Source organism: Tolypothrix sp. VBCCA 56010 (assembly GCF_050875635.1).
In the GTDB taxonomy this organism is placed as follows: domain Bacteria; phylum Cyanobacteriota; class Cyanobacteriia; order Cyanobacteriales; family Nostocaceae; genus Hassallia.
This window is the reverse complement of record NZ_JBPAOH010000055.1, coordinates 25,792-41,675: the sequence shown is the minus strand read 5'-3', so window position 1 is coordinate 41,675 and position 15,884 is coordinate 25,792. Positions and strand designations below refer to the sequence as shown.

11 protein-coding genes and 2 pseudogenes are annotated in these 15,884 nt (G+C 42.1%); 5 read left to right on the top strand and 8 right to left on the bottom strand.

Features of this window, described 5'->3' with window-relative positions; all coding sequences use genetic code 11:
- Window positions 1–486 precede the first annotated feature (486 nt).
- The 3 genes from AABK37_RS19495 to AABK37_RS19485 all read left to right on the top strand — a co-directional run bounded on the left by AABK37_RS19495 (window position 487) and on the right by AABK37_RS19485 (window position 3,806).
- Window positions 487–1,167 (top strand): serine/threonine protein kinase, encoded by a 681-nt coding sequence (locus AABK37_RS19495; protein WP_432553198.1) that lies wholly within the window; start codon window positions 487–489, stop codon window positions 1,165–1,167.
- A 54-nt stretch (window positions 1,168–1,221) separates the two neighbouring features.
- A complete protein-coding gene (locus AABK37_RS19490; protein WP_432553197.1) occupies window positions 1,222–2,427 on the top strand; it encodes a DUF4336 domain-containing protein in 1,206 nt (401 codons plus the stop codon).
- Window positions 2,428–2,663: 236 nt separating this feature from the next.
- The gene (locus tag AABK37_RS19485; protein WP_432553196.1) at window positions 2,664–3,806 is read left to right on the top strand and encodes a DNA cytosine methyltransferase; all 1,143 of its coding nucleotides are present in this window, start codon (window positions 2,664–2,666) and stop codon (window positions 3,804–3,806) included.
- On the opposite strand, the gene AABK37_RS19480 is transcribed toward AABK37_RS19485, so the two are convergent.
- From AABK37_RS19480 to AABK37_RS19450, 7 genes and pseudogenes are all read right to left on the bottom strand, one after another.
- On the bottom strand, window positions 3,787–4,506 hold the full coding sequence (locus tag AABK37_RS19480; protein ID WP_432553195.1) for a hypothetical protein: 720 nt from the start codon (window positions 4,504–4,506) through the stop codon (window positions 3,787–3,789). The genes AABK37_RS19485 and AABK37_RS19480 overlap by 20 nt on opposite strands.
- A 4-nt stretch (window positions 4,507–4,510) precedes the next feature.
- Window positions 4,511–4,885, bottom strand: coding sequence for a helix-turn-helix domain-containing protein (locus AABK37_RS19475; protein ID WP_432553194.1), 375 nt, complete (start codon window positions 4,883–4,885; stop codon window positions 4,511–4,513).
- Window positions 4,882–6,510, bottom strand: coding sequence for a pseudouridine synthase (locus AABK37_RS19470; RefSeq protein ID WP_432553193.1), 1,629 nt, complete (start codon window positions 6,508–6,510; stop codon window positions 4,882–4,884). Before AABK37_RS19470 ends, AABK37_RS19475 begins: the two co-directional genes overlap by 4 nt.
- Before the next feature lie 211 nt (window positions 6,511–6,721).
- Window positions 6,722–7,085: pseudogene (locus AABK37_RS19465) on the bottom strand (type II toxin-antitoxin system PemK/MazF family toxin).
- Window positions 7,082–7,219 (bottom strand): annotated as a pseudogene (locus AABK37_RS19460) (CopG family transcriptional regulator); the annotation flags it as partial. The pseudogenes AABK37_RS19465 and AABK37_RS19460, both read right to left, overlap by 4 nt.
- Window positions 7,220–7,303: 84 nt before the next feature.
- Complete coding sequence (locus tag AABK37_RS19455) at window positions 7,304–8,632, bottom strand: GTPase family protein (RefSeq protein WP_432553192.1); 1,329 nt, start codon at window positions 8,630–8,632, stop codon at window positions 7,304–7,306.
- Window positions 8,633–9,070: 438 nt separating this feature from the next.
- The gene (locus tag AABK37_RS19450; protein WP_432553201.1) at window positions 9,071–9,625 is read right to left on the bottom strand and encodes a Uma2 family endonuclease; all 555 of its coding nucleotides are present in this window, start codon (window positions 9,623–9,625) and stop codon (window positions 9,071–9,073) included.
- 947 nt (window positions 9,626–10,572) lie between these two features.
- On the opposite strand from AABK37_RS19450, the gene AABK37_RS19445 reads away from it, so the two are divergent.
- Window positions 10,573–12,423: a peptidoglycan-binding protein gene (locus tag AABK37_RS19445; protein WP_432553191.1), complete on the top strand. Its 1,851-nt coding sequence runs from the start codon at window positions 10,573–10,575 to the stop codon at window positions 12,421–12,423.
- 89 nt (window positions 12,424–12,512) lie between these two features.
- The gene (locus AABK37_RS19440; protein WP_432553190.1) at window positions 12,513–14,753 is read left to right on the top strand and encodes a patatin-like phospholipase family protein; all 2,241 of its coding nucleotides are present in this window, start codon (window positions 12,513–12,515) and stop codon (window positions 14,751–14,753) included.
- Between the two features lie 133 nt (window positions 14,754–14,886).
- Here the strand turns inward: AABK37_RS19440 and AABK37_RS19435 are convergent, their stop codons facing one another.
- Window positions 14,887–15,456 carry a Uma2 family endonuclease gene (locus tag AABK37_RS19435; RefSeq protein ID WP_432553189.1) on the bottom strand — a complete coding sequence of 190 codons (570 nt, stop codon included), beginning with the start codon at window positions 15,454–15,456 and terminating at the stop codon, window positions 14,887–14,889.
- Window positions 15,457–15,884: the final 428 nt, after the last annotated feature.

The window sequence follows — 15,884 nt, the reverse complement described above, 5'->3', positions numbered from 1 at the left end:
GAGGGGCGGGGTAACCCCGCCCGTACAGGAGTTAGGAGGGGCGGGGTAACCCCGCCCGTACAGGAGTTAGGAGGGGCGGGGTAACCCCGCCCGTACAGGAGTTAGTAAGAATTTCGGCGTTGCTGTAACTAATTGAATTTGGTGATGTCAACATTGGGATCTAGACCTGTAGAAGCACAGGAATGAATTGCTTCTTGTGCTCATTCATACCTTGATTGGTGCAACGCCAGAATTTATATAATTTTATACCCAATATCTGCACTTGAGAAACATTGCACAGATGCAGCTGTGCGCCATGCAACCTCTGCACTTGGCTATTTGCGTTCATCGGATAATTGGATATACAAACGTAGGTTAGGCGTATGGGCGATCGCGGCTTACTGTTTTTAAATAATGTAAAATACTTAACCTGAAAATTAACGACTGTTAAGCTGGGTGGGATAATTTATTGAAGTTATCTCCACGGCAAATGTATACTTATCCTGTATGGATACACACATTAATCGGCTGGTTGAGAGTATCCACCAACTACTACCAGGATTGCAGATCGAGAGTGTCGATCCCCACGACCCGGTGAAAGTCCATTATCTACCTGACCCTTGGCGGCTTTTGGGAAAGGGAAACTACGCCGCAGTGGTTTATCACCCGGATTACCCAAACCTGGTGGTGAAAATTTACGCGCCAGGACGACCGGGCTTTGAGGAGGAAGTCGAGGTATACCGCCGCTTGGGTTCACATCCAGCTTTTTCTCAGTGTTTGTACGCTTTAGACAACTTCTTAGTGCTGAAGCGGTTGTATGGTGTAACCCTCTATGACTGCATCCACCGTGGTCTATGTATCCCTAAAAAGGTTATACAAGACATCGACTCTGCGCTAGACTATGCTCGTGGGCGCGGTCTTCACCCCCATGATATCCACGGACGCAATGTAATGATGCACGAAGGTAGAGGACTAGTTGTAGATGTCTCGGACTTCCTGCATCGCGAGACTTGCTCAAAGTGGAATAACCTGAAGAAGGCATATTACTGGCTGTACCGTCCCTTGATCTCTCCAATAAAGCTGCGGATACCCTACTTTGTCCTCGATGTTGTCCGCAGAAGTTATCGCCGATGCGCTTGGTTTAAGACTACTTGCTGTCGGTTAGTACGTTCATTTATATCACCATAAGTCCTCAATCCTTTATAATAGTCTAAGTATTGGGCATTTGCAAGGGGTCGCAAAGTGACTGATGATGTAAACGCACAAAAGATTCATCCGAGAGACTTTTCTTGGTCTTTCTGGTTCACTTTGCCACTTTACCCGTATGGTAGACGCCAGACAATTCGCAAGGAAGTGGTTAAAGACACAATTTGGACTTTTGACCAGCTTCAGGGGATTTTCTACGTTGTTGTGCCGATTCGCATGACTGTTGTTAAGCTTAATCAAGGTGGTTTGCTCGTTTATGCACCGATCGCACCCACTCCAGAATGTATCCGGCTGGTCAAAGAGTTGGTGACACACCACGGCGATGTTAAGTATATCATTCTGCCAACTATTTCTGGATTGGAACACAAAGTTTTTGTCGGTCCGTTTGCGAGATGCTTTGCGAATGCACAGGTATTTGTGGCTCCAGAACAGTGGAGTTTCCCGGTAAATTTGCCTTTAAGTTGGCTCGGTTTGCCTTCTAAACGCACTTCATTACTTCCAGAAGACAGCAGTACAGCACCTTTTGCGACGGATTTTGATTACGCGATACTCGGTCCGATTTATTTGGGACCGGGTAAGTTTGCCGAAGTTGCATTTTTTCACAAGCGATCGCATACTTTGCTTATCACCGATTCTGTTGTTTCTGTACCAGAAGATCCGCCGGCGATCGTACAATTAGATCCATATCCTCTGCTGTTTCATGCTAAAGACAAAGCGACTGATATCGTTGCCGACAATCAGTTGAACCGCCGTAAAGGATGGCAGCGTATCTCTTTATTTGCTTTATACTTTCAACCTGCTGTTTTAGAAGTACCCGCATGGAGTGAAGTGTTTCGCAACGCTTTCAAAGCACCGGAACGTTCAAAAAAAGCATATTTCGGGTTGTTTCCCTTTCAATGGAAGCAAAACTGGAAACAGTCATTTGATGCACTGCGCGGAAATGGTCGTTTGTTTGTGGCACCAATTTTACAGACTCTCATTCTCAATCGCGCACCCAAAGAAACTATAGAATGGGCTGATAAGATTGCTAGTTGGAACTTTCAGCAAATTATCCCCTGTCACTTTGACGCACCGATTAAAGCACAACCGTATCAGTTTAGACAAGCATTCTCGTTTTTAGATAAGCGGAGTTTTGATAATAATAGTTATCCTTTGCCGGAGGAGGATTTTACATTACTGAAGAAAATCGATGCAGGTTTGAATAAAAGTGGTATAACACCACCAGCAAAGGTGCTTAAGTAAGCCCTTATGTCCTTGACTAGGGCACTGAGGGCGACCCCTTGGGCATAGTTAGCGGCAGATGTGGATATACTTTCGAGAGAGGAACAGTTGTGTACAAATAGGAAAAAACCAGGTTTCTGGACAACGAGCAATCGCTCAAACAACAGATTTCCTTGATTGTTACCAGGTCATGAGTAAGTTATGAGCAAAAGAAAAAATAAGTTGACAACATTACTTGAATACTATAGTAGTCAAATATGACACACAAAATTATTGATCTATTTGCTGGTGCAGGCGGCTTGACTACGGGATTTCATTTAGCTGGTTTTGAGTCTTTATGTGCGATTGATTCCAATCAAAAAGCTTTAGCTACTTACAGCCATAATTATCCAAACACTAAAGTTATTCATCAAGATATTCATAAAGTTAATCCTTCAGAACTTCGTTCATGGCTAGGTTTACACAGAGAAGAACTTAAAGCACTGATTGGTGGTCCTCCTTGTCAAGGCTTCTCAAGAAATATCCCGGCTGACTATCGCTCTCTAAATGATCGTCGCAATCAGTTATATCGAACTTTCTTAGAGTTTGTGCAAGAGTTTAGACCTCTTTATGTCATCATTGAAAATGTGCCTGAAATTTTGAAGGCTTATGATAGTGTAGTAAAAAATGAAATTACAGAGCAACTTGAATTACTCGGGTATAAAGTTGCTTCGGCATCATTAAATGCAGCCAATTATGGAGTGCCACAAACAAGATCTAGAGCTTTTTTTCTGGCTAGTCTACACCGTTCACTTCGCTTTCCCGAACCTACATACTCTGGTGATATTAAAAGCGATTATAGAGCCAAAAAACTCCGTTCCCATCTGACTCAACTAAAATCAAACGTCTTTCCTCTTGTCACGGTTAGAGATGCAATTGGCGACTTGCCACCGTTAAATGCAGGAGAGAAATATGGTGATGAGGGATACCCCTTTGCCCCACAAAGCACGTACCAAGTCATACTCCGTAATGGCAGCACAAGAATTGTTAACCATGTTGCTCGTGTTTTAAGCTCTGTTCAGATGGCAAGAGTACGTCTGTTAAAGGAAGGACAAGATGCTAGAGACTTACCATATGAGTTAGCTCCTAAAAAGCACTACAGTGGAGCATATGGAAGGCTGTACTGGGATAAACCAGCAAGAACTATTACCAGATGGCTTTTTCATCCTGGTTCTGGTAGATTTTTCCATCCTACACAGGATAGAACAATTACAATACGTGAGGCGGCAAGATTGCATTCTTACCCAGATAACTTTCACTTTGTAGGAACATATACTGATATGGCTTCTCAGATTGGTGAATCAGTACCTCCACTACTGGCTAAAGCAATAGCTGAGTGTATTATCCAGGATCATCATTAGGAGAATCTTTATTGATTTGATCTTGTAAAGCTGCGATGATGGTATTTACATAATTCTCAGGTTTAAGACGAATTCGTTCAATATTTATACAAACAGCCTCTAGAGGAATAGTTCTAGCCTTAAAAAGTTGTTTCTGATTTTTGTACCACACTAACTCTGTTTTACCTGCAACACTTCCCTGTAGCCCAACTCCATTTATCCCAGTCTTTCTATCGACTGTCCAAGCCCAAGAAAAAGTAGTTGGGTCAAGAGGATTCAGTAGATATTCAACGTAAATATATTTGTTACCTCTTATGGTTTTCAGTAGTATGCCTTCATAACTATTTACAACACCTTGTAACGACTGACTCATTATAATTTTATCATTCCAGTGTTGGATGATAGCTGTCCCAAGTTCTTGGGGTGAAGAATGCTCAGTCAGACCTGGAAAACCAAGCTGTTCTGCCTTTTTTATAATATCTGCTCTCTGAATTACAAATAAAAATGTATTTCCAATTGTAAGGTTATTGAGTTGGAGAGATTTCAGTGACCAACCTGTTTTAGTCACAACGTTAACAGCGTCATAGAGAAGTTTGCTACGCCCTAGCGCGGGATCTGAAAGAGGAATATCTTTGACATAATGAAAAATCGCCTCCCAAGCATAATCTTCTATAGACCCAATAACTGGGGATGCAACAGTGGCTATAATAGCTTGTCTCAACCTATTAATCTCGTTGCTTGTCAACACTCAAAGATTCCTCTACGGTTTGTAAAAATTCGCTCATTGTTACACTTAAAGCCTGGGTGATATGACTAAGAACTCTAACAGATGGGCTTTTCAGTCCTCGTTCAAGTTGGCTAATGTATGTTCTGTGCAGACCTGTTACTTCTGCCAAGTACTCTTGAGACCAACCTTTGTGTATACGACGGCGCTGTATTTCTAGCCCTAAAATTTGGTCTAGTTTACTAAATTGCATAAATAATAAATTAGAACTTTGAATACAAAAGTTATACAGACTAAAGTATTCAAAGGTGAGATATACATCCAGTTTGCTGTGCAATGCGCTCACCTCTTTCCATAGCTTAAATTGATGGCTCAAAACGGTGTATTTGCTCGTAAATGCACAGTTTGTCCGGTTTGCGGATGCTGAAAGCGAAGTTCTCTTGCGTGCAGATATAACCGATTTGCGTTGTTTACGCATCCATAAAGGCGATCGCCTAATATACTTACCCCAAGTCCTCTAACATCGGCAGCGTGAACTCTCAATTGATGGGTGCGTCCGGTTTTAGGTATAAATTCTATACGAGTGTAGTCTTTTTCTCTCGCAATTACCCGGAAGTGAGTTAAGCTTAATTTGCCGCGTTCATCGACTTGCTGATAAGGGCGATTTTGCGGATCTCCCCATAATGGCAATTCAATCGCACCTTCATCAATTGTCAGCAAACCGGAAAGTACCGCTTCATAAATTTTGTAAATTTGGCGTTGCTGAAACTGCTGGCTGAGTTGACGATGAGAAGAGCGATCGCGTGCCAGCAAAAGTATACCAGAGGTTTCTTGATCCAAACGATGCACAGATGCGATCGCCATGCCATCAGGTAACTTTTGATGCAAGCGAGTCACAACACTATCTTGGCGATCGCGATAACGACCAGGTACAGAAAGCAGTCCTGGAGGTTTATTTACCGCAATTAACCATTCATCTTCATAAATAATCGGTAAGACCTCTGGAGGGTTAGGTCTTAATCCTGACAGCAAAAACCCCATCAATGGCTGACAGCGTTCCACACAAGCACCGTAAAACTCTCCCTGGATTTTATCTTGTGCAGAGGATGCACCCCACCAAAACTCAGCCATTGCTAGAGGTTTGAGGTTATGTGTTGCCGCATAATGCAGCAGTTTTGGGGCACAACAATCTCCCGTTCCAGTGGGTAAGCCACCTGGTATTAATTGCTGCAAAGATTGCGATTCCCCTAGAAAATTCACTAGGGTGTAAGCTGCGTGTATCTGCGTTTGTAATTGCCGGGAAAGTTGTTTGCGCTGTTGTTTCAGTTCGCGAATCTGTATATCTGCGGTTTCAATTATCTGCTGAAGCGGTTGCAAAGTATCATCTCGTAAACGTTTAAGGTGTCGTCGCTCAATTTTCTGCTGACGACTTTCTTCATCGAGTTGTTCAAGGGCAATTATTAAAGCTTCTCCAGTCAGAGTTTGGCAGAGTATCTGACGTTTTTCGTGTCGTTGCTGTTTATAATTTTGATGGCGATCGCTTATTTTTTGCAACTTTATATCAAACTCGCTTTTAAGCGTTTCGTATTGCTGCCTTTGGGGAAGTTGCTTTAAAGTGATAATTTCCTGCTTGATAGCTTCTAATTGCCCTAATGTGCAAGCTTCTTCTAATGCTACTTCATCTCGTCCCGGAATTGGCGGAACCCAGCCTTCAACTATACTCTTACCATTAAGAAGACCGGAGAAAGCTTTGATTATTCGTTGTTCGCCTAATGGTAGTTCAACTAATAATATTCCATACATTTTACCTTCACGACAGTATAAGTCATTTTGGGCAAGATGTTGCATTAATTTGTGAGCGATCGCCTCTACCAATGAAGTGCGGGGTAGTTTCAGAAGTTCGCCACCTTCAGGACAATGCCCTTGATAATAATAGCTTGGAGATGAGTTGCTGACTGTATAGTTGTCGATAAAATCTGAAAGCGGATGAAGAATTACCATATGAGGTTTTCCACATAACGTGAAAAGTCAGATTCAAACTTGACCAAGCCCCGTTGGGGCGGGGTGTGGGGTGTGGGGTGTGGGGTGTGGGGAAAGAGATAGCCCCAACAACCAGTGGGAAACATACGCCCCCTTGCGAGCGAGGGCGATTGCGTTGGTCGGGGAATCACACGCCCCGAAGGGCGCCGTCTTCTTTCCTACACCCTACACCCTACACCCCACACCCTTCTTCTTGACCAGGCAAATCCAACGCAATTAATAAAGCTTCATTCAGTAAAATCATTGTTTCATCACTAAGCATTCCTCGTAAACGCGAAAAGCGAGTTTTGGATAATACCCGCACCCGATCTGCTATAGCGATATCGTTGGTTAATCCACCGTCTGGGGTTTGAATTAACACCTGAGTCGGATAAACTCGTTTACCAGTTTTATAAGTGGTGCAAGGAACAGCCAAAACTACAGGACTATAAGCAGCGATCGCATCTCGGCTTACTATAATCACAGGGCGAGTTCCACCTTGTTTGTGAACCTTCAACAGGTTCAAGTCGAACATCATAAACTTCTCCCCTCCTCATGTTGGGGATTCTCCCACTTGCAAGGCTTCCCAACTAGCTACAGCAAACTCAGCCTCCATTTTTAGCACTTGAGCTTGATACTCTGGATCTTGTGCCATTTCCACCAGTGCTGCATCAGTTTCTGCGCGTTTCATTATCAATTTCAGCATAACTTAAAAATCCTCATTTCAGTTAAACCGATATGCTGTTTAAGCGTCGAATACAACAAGGCAGTGTTATTACTTTTTAATTTTCTTAAACCGCTCTTTTGCACTTTCAAAAGCAACTTGCATCACTGACTGAATCTTCTTCGGATCGGGTTTTTTGCCCCCCATCAAATCACCGAAGTAAACACAAGCACCTTCCCCCAACGACCAAGTATAAGCCGCTGCCCAGGATGCAGCAATTACGCTACCAAAACCTGGTATAAATTTGATTAACTCGCGAGCGATCGCCTTTGCTAAAAAACCACCTGCGATCGCACTTACCAAACCCCCCGCTTGCGATGGTGTCAGCGTCTGTCCGTACAATTTACCTAGCAACCCCACCATCGATACTTGCAATGCGGTTAATACTGGCATTGTCGCTAGTGGCAACGGTACTGCTGCCAGGGTAGCTGCCATGATTGCAAATGCTAGCATGTAACGACGCCCTACATCGCGGTAGAGGTTGCCAATTTGCTCACCAGCAGAGCGATCCAATAACTGATAAATTGCCTGAGATTCAGCCTCTGGAAGTAAATCTGCTAAAGTATCTCTTAACGCCTCTAAACCATAAAATACTGGTGTGTAACCGTCTTCTTCTAAAGTAAAATCGATCATGATAGAGCGATCGCACACTCCACTAAAAGCTTGCTCAATTGCGGCGAATGCTCGCTTGACTTCCTGATAATCTGGTGGATAAGCCGGATGATCTGCCGTACCCGGAGGATAAACTTCATGCAAGCAAGTAACCGCTAGCAAACAGGGAATATCTGGATATTTCTGACGTAATTCCTCAGCAATTTGTCGTAGCGAGTCAACAGCAAAGTCGTTAATTTTCACCGTGAGAATCAAAATTCTTGCACCGCGACTTTCTTTTTGCAAATCGTTAATTAATTCCTGAATGATTGCCTTTTGTTCTTGATACACATCTCCCAAACCGACCGTATCCGTAAAAATCAGTAAAGGCAGGTCATTTGAAGGATAAGCGTAGCGTTCAGTATGTTGCGTATGCGGACGATATCCTTGACCGACAATCTCCGCAGAAACTCCCGTCAGTCCCCGGACAATCGAACTTTTTCCGGCTTGCGGCTTACCAATCAGCAACGCTTCAGTAGTTGGTAATTCGGCGCGAACTGTCTGCAAAATTTCTGCAACTTGAGCTTCGCTGACGCTCAACTGTTTGACAAGCCTTTGTGCTACTTGGTCTAGGGGTAAAAGTTGCATCAGGCGACTTGTTGCATTATTCCAGACTCCAACGATGCGGTTTTTACTGAAATTATTGCCCGAAGTTTTTACATCATCAATCGATTCATTCGACTGCTGAGAATCAGTTGATGGCAAGTTAGCATCATTTGGCTCAGTCATTTGCATCAAGGTAGATAGATTGACACTATATTTTGTCTATCATTGAGGACGCTTCATGGATAAGATTGTTAAACCTAGAAGACACCTGTAGTCATTTTAGATGATGAGACACAATTGTTCGTCTACCTGCCGACAGTCGTGCGATGGGTGTAGTAAGCGCACAGAGCGCTTAAATTAAGGACTCTTGTCCTTACTACATTTTTGCATTAAAGTTTCTGCCAGTTGAGCGATCGCCTCTTCCATATGATTGAGATTTAACAGCGTACCAGTACCAATAATGCATTCTGGTAATTCTAAACGTAGTTGAGCGATTAATTCCGCAGCGCGATCGCTATTCCAAGTAATTTAGATTAACCGCATTCCTCCTGAAGCGATCGCCATTGCTATTTTACGTCCCAATTCAAATTCAAGAGCGCGAATCGAGCGCGATCGCTTTGCCTAATCCCCGATTAATCGCTTAATAGAAACTGCAACATCCGGAAATGCCAAAGGATTAATTTCACCTTGAGTCAAAGTTGATTGTGATTGATAGCCTTCAGCGGTAGGAACTCGAAATACAATGAGTTGCGCGGTTTGCAAATTAATTACCCAGTATTCGGAAATATTTGCGGCTGCATAAATCTTACTTTTTACTTCCAAGTCTTTATTCAGACTAGAGTTTGAGTACTCTATCAGCCAAAATATATTTTCTGGGTAGGGATGATGTTGTCGGTAATCTCGTCCGAGACGCTGAACAACAGCGATATCGGGTTCTGGTTCAGAACTACTTTGTGGTAAAGTAATTGGTTTAGCTTGGCGAATTTTGGCGCGATCGCCCAACAGATAAATCAGATATTCTCCAGCCTCATCACTAGAATAAGCATGATATTCTTCTTCTGGAACCCGATCGATAATTTCTCCATTGAGCAACTCAACCTGACGCCCTGATAAAATCCCAGCTGCAATCATGTGATGATAGTCTTCAATTGTCCATTTTGCAGTTGTTACGGTCACGGGATGCACTTTTGTTGCTATACTTTTTATCTTATAGGAGCGAGAATTAAGAGCGCTTAATTTATTTTCGCTTTCTTTGAAGATACCTACATGATACGAAGCACAGTTATCGCCGTTAGGCGAATTGCTCTTAATCCAAGTTTCTTCTAAAATTTGTAGTTCTTCTTGCCGAGTGCAAAATCGAGCTTGCTGAGATTGAGTTATGGGGGATGCGATCGTACCTTGTTGCGATTGTTGGTAGCGACGTAAAACCGCTTGAATATTGTGCTTCGAGACAGGTTCACCAAGTTTTTGGGAAAGCGATCGCCACAACTGCGAACCAACTTGTTTGATGTAATCAGGTTCGTAATCTAACTGATCCGCAATATCAGTATATGTGCGTCCTGACCAAGTTCCCAAAAAGACGACCGATTGAACATCATTCAGTTTTCGTTTCAGGTTCTCAGCTTGTAAAAGCTTATCAACTAAGCTAAGTGCGTCTTGTCCCCTCATGGCTAAATATCTTGAGGTAGTGTTAATAACTACTTTATGACTTACGCATTGACATAAATTTGATTGTATGCGTAAACCGTTACTTGATTTGCACCAACAGAAGTTAAGTTCCTTCTGTATTTAGAATAGGTGTAAGAACCATCAACTTATGCAGTTTTGGAATATAAATGGAAAAAACTGCCACTCTTTTGGTCAGTTCAATCAACAAGACTGAGTGTAGTTCCCCTGATGCACGTAAATGCCTCTTTATAAAGTGCGTAAGTCCTATACTTCTTCAAGCTTGCGAGCTATATTACATAAAATTTACCTAAATTTACATAAAAAACTCACTTTTTCTCACCGGCAGAGCGATCGCGCTTGGGTTATTACTGAAAAAGCTAAGGTAAAAATTACAGAATATCTCAGCATAAATACACCCAATTTTCTTGTATTCATTCACACAGCAAATTCCAGAAATGTTATCAGCAACTCTTGAAACAATTAACATCAATCTTCTAAGCGTTGAAGAACGCTATGCTTTCGACATCCTACGAAACTTACCTATCGACAAACTCTCCCGATTGAAGACTTTGTTGAAAGTGGATGAGTCACAAGCGATCGGTCGTGAAACGCTCCAAAAATTCTTACAATTCGTCCAAGAGAATCGTTTTGACTTAACAGAATCTGGAGTTAATGATTTCAAAGAGAAACACGGTTTAGGAAATGCACCTCCGTGGACGGGGATTATTGGCAGTCAAACTGCTGAAGTCTACTTCGACGAAATTATCTCGCTCTTTCCTAAAAATGAGCTTAATCAAATCGCACATCCCAATGGAGCTTGGATTTGGAACTTATCTAAACTTCGTAGTGATTACTTAGAGCAGTTAACTAAATGTAAGGTTAAGCGCGTTTACCTCAAAGTTTTTGACGGGAAATCGCAACCTATGTTCTGGAAACACCAGTGTTCTCCAGAAACGGTCGAGCAGTTCAAGTCTCGCGGTATTCAAGTTTATGGATGGGGGTATCACTATGGTACTTCTGATGTGACTGCTCAGGTTTCGGCAGTTAAGCAAGCTCTGGATTGTGGACTGGATGGGTACATCCTGGATTTGGAAGCTGAGGTAGAAAACAAAAGCACTCACCCGCATGTAGAAAGACTACTTTCTCAACTGCGTCCTCTTGTCAAACCTGGAACGCTTGGTTATACCAGTTTCGGTCATCCAGGATTTCATCCAAATGTCCCCTGGAAGATTTTAGATCAGTACTGCGATATTGCTCTACCTCAGATTTATTTTGAAAAATTTGAGTTTGAACCCACAAACGAAGAAGAAGTTCAAGCTTGTCTTGATGCTCACAAGCAGATGGAGTTGATCAAACCCATCCTACCTATTTGGGGATCTGAATGGGATACAAAACAGCCTGCTTCAGCAAAAGAGCTTCAATTTTACCTCAATCGTTTTCCTGGTTCTTCAATTTTTCTCCTTCCTCATGTAGGTGAAGGTGGAGAAGCCTGGAATCTTGACTATAGCGGTCAACCTGTCATGCTTCCGGGTAGCAGTGAACCCAAAGATTTTGAATTGCCAGAACTGACTCGTATTCTTCGTCAAGGAACTAAAGGAGAAGATGTTAAAGCACTACAGAGAATCCTAAATGCTCAAGGATTTAATGCAGGGGAGGTCGATGGAGATTTTGGCGATCGGACAGAAGCAGCAGTTCGAGCATTCCAGATAAAGGCTAGTTTGACGATTGATGGAGAGGTCGGACCTCAAACTTGGAAAGCTCTAGACCCAGAAGCTAAAGCTATTATCCCACCCGATTTGGGAATTCGAGCCAAACTTGCTGACTTTGCTGAGGATGAAGCTGCCAAAGGTCTGCGATGGACTGGATCTGATAGCGAAGCTGAAAAGTATCTAAAGCCCTTGCGTAAGCCTATGCAAGATATACGTCCAATACCTCATATTGGTTTGACTCCTGTTAATTACGATTGGTGTGCTGCTTTTGTAACTTACTGTTGCCGTCAAGTTGGAATGGAAATCCCAGACAAACCCGAAGGCTTTTGGGCAACGATGGCTTTGGTCGATTCTTGGAAGTTCTGGGCACAGAAGCAGGGGTACTGGTATACAAAGGGCAGCATTACTCCTCGGCGCGGAGACATTCTTGTATTTGAGTGGGGAGATGGTGATTCATCTCTAGATCACATCGGTATAGTTCGAGGATACACCCTTGGTAGTTCCACGATTCTGACTTCTGAAGGCAACAACGGTAATAGAAGCGGAAACTTTACGCGAGAACTGTCCTTTGTTGCTGGATTTATCAGAATCAGCTAAAACCTCTGCATTCTAGTAGAACGCATAGCGGTAAGGTGGGCAATGCTCACTTTACCAATTTCCATAAAATTGAGCAAACTCTATCCAATATGAAAAAAGTTATTTGGTTTGTATTGGTGCTGGCATCTCTAGCAGCATGGCTACTAATTTCCGATGCTGTGTGGAAATATCTTTTCTTTCTGCGCCAGCCTATTTTGATGGGCTTATTTCTTCTGCTTCTGCCTAAACTTGCTAAAGATTGGCTGCCAGCCATGTTGAAGAATCTATTTGTACTTCGTAGCAAGTGGCAATTGGCAGTCATAATTGGGAGCGCAATTGGAGCCGGAATATCAGTAGTTTCAGTTGCATCCATTATTCTGCATAACGCACCAGCTCGCTTTGATGTACCAGCAGCAATAGAAATTCCGGAATTTTTGCAATATGGAATAGCTATTGCCTTAAGCTCATACATTTGTATCGTTGCAATTGACCTGTCTCAAGAAAAACTCAAAAATGATGAAAGACAGTGGGGTGTAATTGCAGGTGTAGGATTAAGTATTGGACTGCTGTTTATCGTTAATTTGCTCAAACAGTGGTTAAGCTCAAATGCTTTCTTAAACAAGATATTTGTTGAATTCATTTATTTTTTAAGTAAACATAAAACAGATGGTTATATCAATTCTCAAACTGGTGAATTGACTGCGGGACATTTGACAGCAATTGCTTATCTTATAATCGGGGTAGCTATCTACATTACTGTGGGTTTGCGCTTTAACCCAAAACCACAAACAAATCGACCCGAAGCACCTGCTCTTTTATATTTGCTGGTCATTATCTCGATAATAACACTAGTCTATGGAGGCGCAACTTTCTACTTTGATTACTTTCGTGTTCCTGTATTGATTTTATTTTTGATTTTCTCTGCTTTCACCTATGTTGGATTTGGTACAAATCACTTTTTTCAACTTGATTCGTTTCAAGAAAATGAAGGTAATAAGAGAGTTGATAGCGATTCTGGAGATTTCAAACAAGTGATAGAAAAACGTCTCCAGCACCAAACGGGAGAGCGGACTTTAGTAGTTGTATGTGCCAGTGGAGGCGGAATTCAAGCAGCAGGTTGGACAGCGCAAGTCTTGACTGGACTACAGCAAAATTTAGGAACGTCATTTACCCAAGCAATAGGTTTAATTAGTGCTGTTTCAGGTGGTTCGGTAGGGACGATGTACTACCTAGATCGCTTTAATAAGAATGGTTTTTTAGAATTAAAAAAGGACAAATATAAATCCTCAGATAGAACTACCAAAGATAGTTTTGATGCTGCTACCGCAGATACTTTAGATGCTGTTGGTTGGGGTCTGGCTTATTTGGATCTGTGGCGTTTCATGGGGTTTCCCTTCATGGTTCACCAGAAGTTTGATCGTGGTACAGCCCTTGAAATAGACTGGCAGTCAGAAATGAAGGAGCCGAAAAAAATAAAAACCTTAGCAACATGGCGAAAACAGATTTTTGATGGCGAAATTCCTATTCCTATATTCAATGCCACTTTAGTCGAAAATGGCTGGCGGTTTCTAATTAGTCCATTAACGTTTGGCAAGGTTATTGATAAAAATTATGTAGATTTTAACAGCCTTTATGGAACCTATGATATGGATGTTGTCACAGCTGCTAGATTATCAGCGACCTTTCCCTACGTTACTCCTATCTGCCGCAACAGCATCAATATTCCTGATAGTAATTATCATGTTGCTGATGGGGGATATTTCGATAATTCTGGTTTTGTAACGGCAGCAGAGTGGCTGGATGAATGGCTAAAACCTGAAAAGAATTTGAATATAAAACGAGTCCTTGTGTTGCAAATCAATGCTTTTCCTAAATATCCTTCTAAAAAGGTGCAGGAGAATACAGGCTGGTTTATGGAATCGCTAAGACCCTTATTTGCAATGTTAAAGGAGCAGGAAAAGGGAAATCCAGGCTGGTTTATGGCAACGCTAGGACCATTACTTGCAATGTTCAAGGTACGCGATCCAGTTTTGGCATCTCGAAATGCTCAGGAAGCAGATCTCCTTGCCAAAAAATGGGAAAATCAGGTAGAGATTCAATACTTTCCCATCTTCTTCCCCTCCGAATCTGAAATATCTTCAGAATGTGCAGTAACTGAATTTTACAGAGATGGTCGGTATCGACCGCCTTTATCTTGGAGGTTAACTGATAGGGAGAAGCAAGCTATTAAAGATGGCTGGACGACAATAAAAGCAGGAGAAAACATTCAAAAAATTAAACAACTCTGGCACGAAACCTGGAAGATGTCAGTTCCTACAGAGGGTGCGCCAGAAGATTACCCACTTGATTGACGAGTTGATCGCTCCTAATAAGTAGGTTGTCTCCTCATTAGACAACACCAGATAAAGTGATGCGATCGCATTTCATAACCTCGCCATCTTACAACTAAAAATTAGTCTTTGTAGAAGCGATCGCCATCCGCCACTAATCAGGAAAAAAGCAACTTATAGAACAACAAAATCCGGGTAAAAGTGGCGAGGTTATTTCATTTGAGCATAACAAAGTAGCAAATAAGATTAATCGCGCTTTTTCTCGTCGATAAACTTCTACTTGTTTAGTTAAGCGATCGACAATCCAATACTCCCGCACACCTTGAACTGAATAAAGTTTCAGTTTTGCTTCTTTATCTCGACGTTCGTTTTGTTTACCAGGAGATAAAACCTCTACAACTAACTCTGGTGCGCTTGTTAAATGTCCGGCTTCATCTTCAATTTGAGCCAGTCTTTCTCGACTCACCCAAACTACATCCGGTATGACGCTATCTGCTTCTGAAAAAATTACACCGGGAGTAATAATTGTTTCCCCTAAACCACTCAACTCTGACCAGGCATCGAGTTTTGCAAATATTTTACCACAAACTTGTTGATGGCGGCGATGGGGAGAGCGAGTCATGAAAAGTTCTCCATCAATAATTTCATAGCGCGTCCACTCATTCTGCGGTAGACCCTCTAAATCGTAAATTGTCCAGCGTACTTTCTCGATCGCTTGACTCATAATTGTCTCCGTCTGGCTTATCGCCTTTGTTTGATTTTATCTGACACAAGCCTTTTGCCGATAAGCCATAGTCGATTTTATTGACAACTTTACCACTTGGAGGAACAGGGCATCCACGTTTCGAGACAAGTTTTTATAACACAACCATCCAAAAGTGCATAAATTGATTGGTTTGCTTCCATAAAAATATAGAAGTGTGGAAGTTCTCAAGCTGAAATACTTGTCAAATGGATGTAGTACTTTGCGCTTTGGCAACTGCTAATCATGCGATCGCGCTATGTAATTAGTTCAATATTGTGCTGCATCTGACGGTCGGTTTACGTTTCAACAGTGTGTTCTATCTTTGTCTGCCACTGATGAGTTAAGCCGTTAGACTCAATAGCAAAAATAATCATGAAACAGGTGTACTAAACATTTCTGGATAATTA

What these genes read in the sequence shown, in the direction of transcription:
- AABK37_RS19440 (WP_432553190.1), top strand. Translation starts at nt 12,513, where the DNA reads ATGAAAAAAGTTATTTGGTTTGTATTGGTGCTGGCATCTCTAGCAGCA.
- AABK37_RS19485 (WP_432553196.1), top strand. Translation starts at nt 2,664, where the DNA reads ATGACACACAAAATTATTGATCTATTTGCTGGTGCAGGCGGCTTGACT.
- AABK37_RS19470 (WP_432553193.1), bottom strand. Translation starts at nt 6,510, where the DNA reads ATGGTAATTCTTCATCCGCTTTCAGATTTTATCGACAACTATACAGTC.
- AABK37_RS19455 (WP_432553192.1), bottom strand. Translation starts at nt 8,632, where the DNA reads ATGACTGAGCCAAATGATGCTAACTTGCCATCAACTGATTCTCAGCAG.
- AABK37_RS19495 (WP_432553198.1), top strand. Translation starts at nt 487, where the DNA reads ATGGATACACACATTAATCGGCTGGTTGAGAGTATCCACCAACTACTA.
- AABK37_RS19435 (WP_432553189.1), bottom strand. Translation starts at nt 15,456, where the DNA reads ATGAGTCAAGCGATCGAGAAAGTACGCTGGACAATTTACGATTTAGAG.
- AABK37_RS19445 (WP_432553191.1), top strand. Translation starts at nt 10,573, where the DNA reads ATGTTATCAGCAACTCTTGAAACAATTAACATCAATCTTCTAAGCGTT.